General features: G+C 30.0%; 2 protein-coding genes and 1 pseudogene. All 3 read left to right on the top strand.

Annotation, left to right across the window (positions count from 1 at the left end; translation table 11 throughout):
* Positions 1-212, top strand: a pseudogene (locus tag DRF75_RS04910) (CDP-alcohol phosphatidyltransferase family protein); the annotation flags it as partial.
* A 72-nt stretch (positions 213-284) separates the two neighbouring features.
* Positions 285-3,677 carry an FAD-dependent oxidoreductase gene (locus DRF75_RS04905; RefSeq protein WP_045170652.1) on the top strand — a complete coding sequence of 1,131 codons (3,393 nt, stop codon included), beginning with the start codon at positions 285-287 and terminating at the stop codon, positions 3,675-3,677.
* 666 nt (positions 3,678-4,343) lie between these two features.
* The coding region (locus DRF75_RS04900) for a phosphatidylserine decarboxylase (RefSeq protein WP_129992767.1) at positions 4,344-4,833 on the top strand (490 nt) is incomplete at its 3' end.

Genomic DNA, 4,833 nt, shown 5'->3' with positions numbered 1-4,833 from the left:
TATTAGGCTTATGTGCTGGGTTGACTTCTATAAAATTTACTTTTATTGGCAAATGGGAATCTGCTGTTATGTTTATTATTATTGCAGCACTAATAGATGGCATGGATGGCAGAATTGCTAGATTACTCAATTCTACTAGTGGTTTTGGTGCACATCTTGATTCTTTTGCAGATTTCTTAAATTTTGGTGCTGCTCCTGCTTTCTTGATATACTGCTAGCACTAGAGGCTTATTAATATAGCATTTTCATACATCAGTTGATATGTTACACTAACTTTAAAAAATATGTTAAACTTTGAACTTACTGCACAGAATTTATATACCAGAGAAGGCTTAGTAAAGCTAGATAACTTATTTCTGTCTTATTTACAATCCCACAACCAAAATCTATATGAAACACTAATTAGAGAACGCAATAATGAAAGTAAATCCAATAATACATCATGCACTATTATAGAACTTTCATATATAGTCGAAGACTTTATATCAAAATTGTTCAGCATTGAAAATGAAATAATAACACAACAGAATATACACAAAGAATTTTCAGAAATATATAGATGTAAAAGATTATTCATACAACGTTATGCTTTAAAAAAATATCCGGATATAAACAGCTTAAACATATCAGAAATCACAGAACAAATCAGAGAGCTATTCCAATTTCCTATTGAAGACAAAGAATTTGCAGAACAAACACTATTATGGTTAGAAGACAAAGAAAATCATTCAGAAAAATTAGATATTACAGCTAAGTATGCTGCATACATGATACATTCAGGATCACATAACATTTTATTTAGTGTACCTAATAAAATAGACTTTTACAACTTAGTCCCAACAATAACAAAAATTGTTAATGATGACATAACAGTAATGACATCAGAACGTATCAAACGTAGAGATGGGTTTAACCTTACACATAAGCAACCCACTTTATATAATGCTTTAAATAATTCTCATTATTGCATTTTTTGTCATAAACAAAATAAAGACAGTTGCTCAAAAGGAATGTTAGGAAACAATAATGAATTCAAGAAATCAATACTATCAACAGAATTACATGGCTGCCCTCTAGAAGAAAAAATATCAGAAATGAATCTAGTAAAATCTCAAGGCTATCCTATAGCAGCATTAGCAATCATTATGATTGATAACCCATTATGTATATTAACAGGATATCATATTTGTAATGATTGTACTAAATCATGCATTTACCAAAAACAAGATCCTGTTAATATACCAATGGTTGAAACCCAAATCATTGACAATGTACTAAGCTTACCTTACGGATTTGAAATATATTCGTTACTCACCAGATGGAATCCTATAAACTTTGAACATCCATTACCTAAGGCTAATACAAATAAAAATGTATTAGTTGTAGGGCTAGGTCCAGCAGGGATTAATTTATCTCACCACTTATTAAATGATGGGCATACTGTTACTGCAATAGAAGGGTTAAAAATAGAACCTCTTCCAGAGAATATTTCTGGAGTTACTCAATCTGGAGAAAAAATAGAATTTAATTTAATTAAAAATGTGGAAATTGACCTATACGATAATTTAAGTGAGCGCATACCTTATGGATTTGGCGGAGTATCTGAATATGGTATTACAGTAAGATGGAACAAAAATTACTTAAAAATAGCCAGATTAATACTAGAAAGAAGAAAAAATTTTGCAATGTATGGTGGAATAAGGTTCGGTAGTACATTAACAATAGAAAATGCTTTTGAGATGGGGTTTCATCATATTGCTCTTGCAACAGGATCTGGCAGTCCTAATATAATCAAGATACCTAACTCCTTAGCAAGGGGAGTACGTATGGCATCAGACTTTTTAATGTCATTACAACTTACAGGAGCTGCAAGAGCAACTTCCATTGCAAACTTACAAATTAGAATGCCAATTGTCGTTATAGGTGGAGGATTAACAGCAATAGATGCAGCAACAGAAGTCCTTGCATACTATCCATTACAAGTAGAAAAATTCCTTACAAGATATGAAGCATTGATAGAAAATTATGGTAAATCATATATTGAACAAAACTGGACAGAAGAAGAAAAAATTATTGCAAATGAATTTTTAAATCATGCAACGCAAATAAGAAAAGAAAAAACATCAGCAAAAATAGAAAATAGACAAGCAAAAATTATAGAATTATTACAATCATGGGGAGGAGTAACTATTGTCTATAGAAACAAGTTATCACACGCACCAAGTTACAAATTAAATAGCGATGAAATAAACAATGCACTTGCAGAAGGAATATACTTTATAGAAAATCTAGAACCATATGAAATGATAACAGATCAGTACAATCACATAAGCAACATTAAATTTACTGATCAATATAACAACAAAAAAACACTCAATGCAAAAACAATCATAATAGCAGTAGGTACTAAACCAAACTTAACAAGTATAAAAGAAAATCAACAATTTTGTGGGTTAGGTCAAGATTTTACCCATACCTTTGATTTACAAGGCATAAGTACAAAGATAACAGCATCTCCAAAATTTACAAAAAAAGACAGCATATTCATATCACCTGATAAAAAAATCAGTATTTTTGGAGATCTTCACCTACCATATAGAGGAAGTGTAGTTAAAGCAATGGCAAGTGCTAAAAACGGATACCAAATTATAACAAAAGTACTGAATCAATACCCACCAGCAAAACATGCTAATTTACTTACAACATTAAATCACCAATTAAAAGCATATGTAATAGATATAGAAAACATTACAAAAACCATAACTAAACTTACTATTTTAGCACCTCTTGCAGCAGCTAACTTTAAACCTGGGCAATTTTATAGGTTACAAAACTTCGAACATAACAGCCTAAATATAGAAAATACACAATTATCAATGGAAAGCATAGCATTAACAGGAGTTTCTGTAGATAAAAGCAAAGGATTAATTTCAACTATAGTACTGAATACAGGAGGATCCAGTCACTTATGTAATTATCTTCAAAAAAACGAACCAATCATTTTCATGGGTCCAACTGGTACTCCAACAGAAATTCCTCACAATCAAAACATAATGTTAATAGGTGGAGGAGTAGGAAACGCAGTGCTATTTTCAATAGGCAAAGCGTTGTTGTCAAACAACTGTAAAGTTTTATACTTTGCAGGATATAAAAAAGTAGAAGACGTATTTGAAGAATCAGCTATAGAAGAATCATCAAGTACTGTAGTGTGGTGTTGTGACGAAGCTAGGATTGAACCCAGAAGAACTCAAGATAAATCTTATCGTGGTAATATCATTGATGCAATTCTGCAATATAACAACAACTTATCAGAAAGTATTGACATAACACTACACTCTATAGACAGAATTATAATTATCGGATCAAGCTATATGATGGAGGCAGTGTCATATTCTATATTCAATCAATTACAAACTCTTTTCAAAAAAGAAGTTAAAGTGATAGCTTCTATTAATTCTCTTATGCAATGTATGATGAAAGAAATATGTGCTCAATGCTTACAAAAACACATTGACCCAATAACAAAACAAGAAAGTTTTGTATATAGTTGTAATAATCAAGATCAATATGCAAACTACGTGGATTTCAAATTCTTAAATGAAAGACTTAAACAAAATACTTTACAAGAAAAATGCACTAAACAATGGGTAAAACATTGTCTACATAATCTTAAATAACACATCCTTTTATAAGCTACCCTATTACTTACTATTAAATTTCTCAATATTAGTCTGACCAAATCTGTAAAGACTGTTCAAAGATTTGCAAATTTTAACGCTTTTTCAATGACTGTAATTTGTGTAAAGAATCTGAAAATACTCTACCTAAACAATGTACTTTACATAATGAAAGATATACATTAAACAGTACAACCATTACTTATTACTAATACAAATGTAAATTGGTTAGTACTTTTCTACTATAGGTATCGCAAGTACATTGCAGTGTGAAGAAGGAGTTCTGTTGCTTATTATTGAAATATCTCAGTAAATATTAAAGAAGTATGCTAAAAAAGATTACTACTTTAACATTTTGTACAAACGATATCTCAAGTTATAAATTTCTCATCAAACATTAGTCAAGCTTACAAAGCATAAGTTCACGATATCAATATGAAATTCAAAATTTCCACATCTAATATTTGAGTAAAGTATAAAAGTGTTGAGATTATCATAATTAATTATAGTAAGTAAAGATCATATTTTAATATCAATAAATCTTAATAACTAAACTTAATATTTAAAATTGCAATATTATCACCATAATTAAACAAAATTTATCAAATATTAATTGCATAAAATATAGCAAAGTTTATAATCCTTCAAAAAGTCTGAGGTTGAGTAATGCTTTTCAATTTGATCCACAATATCCATAAGGAAGGATATATATTTATAATGATATCATTTCTTGCATCTTGCATTGGGTTTGCTATTTCTTGCAGCTTAGGAATAGTTTGTTTAGTTATGTCATTGTTATGCATATTCTTTTTTCGTGACCCTATACGTGTAGTACCAGAAGGAGATAACTTAATTACTAGTCCAGCTGATGGCTTAATATTAGATATCAAAGAAGTTAATTCTCCTATAGATAGCTCTACACAAGTAGTATGTATCAGCATTTTTTTAAACATATTGAACGTCCACGTCAATAGAATTCCAGTATCAGGCACTATTAAATCTACAGAGTACATACCTGGCAGATTCATATCAGCATCATTAGACAAGTCAAGCGAGTTAAATGAAAGACAAAGATTAATTATAGAATCTAACCTTGATAAACATTCTATCATCCTTGATCAAATTGCAGGATTAATTGCACGACGTATCGTATGTA

It is taken from the genome of Ehrlichia minasensis (assembly GCF_004181775.1).
In the GTDB taxonomy this organism is placed as follows: domain Bacteria; phylum Pseudomonadota; class Alphaproteobacteria; order Rickettsiales; family Anaplasmataceae; genus Ehrlichia; species Ehrlichia minasensis.
Note: the sequence above shows the minus strand (reverse complement) of the source record. Positions and strands in the feature narration are given on the sequence as shown.

Coding starts and splice junctions, on each gene's coding strand:
- DRF75_RS04905 (WP_045170652.1), top strand. CDS start 285: ATGTTAAACTTTGAACTTACTGCACAGAATTTATATACCAGAGAAGGC.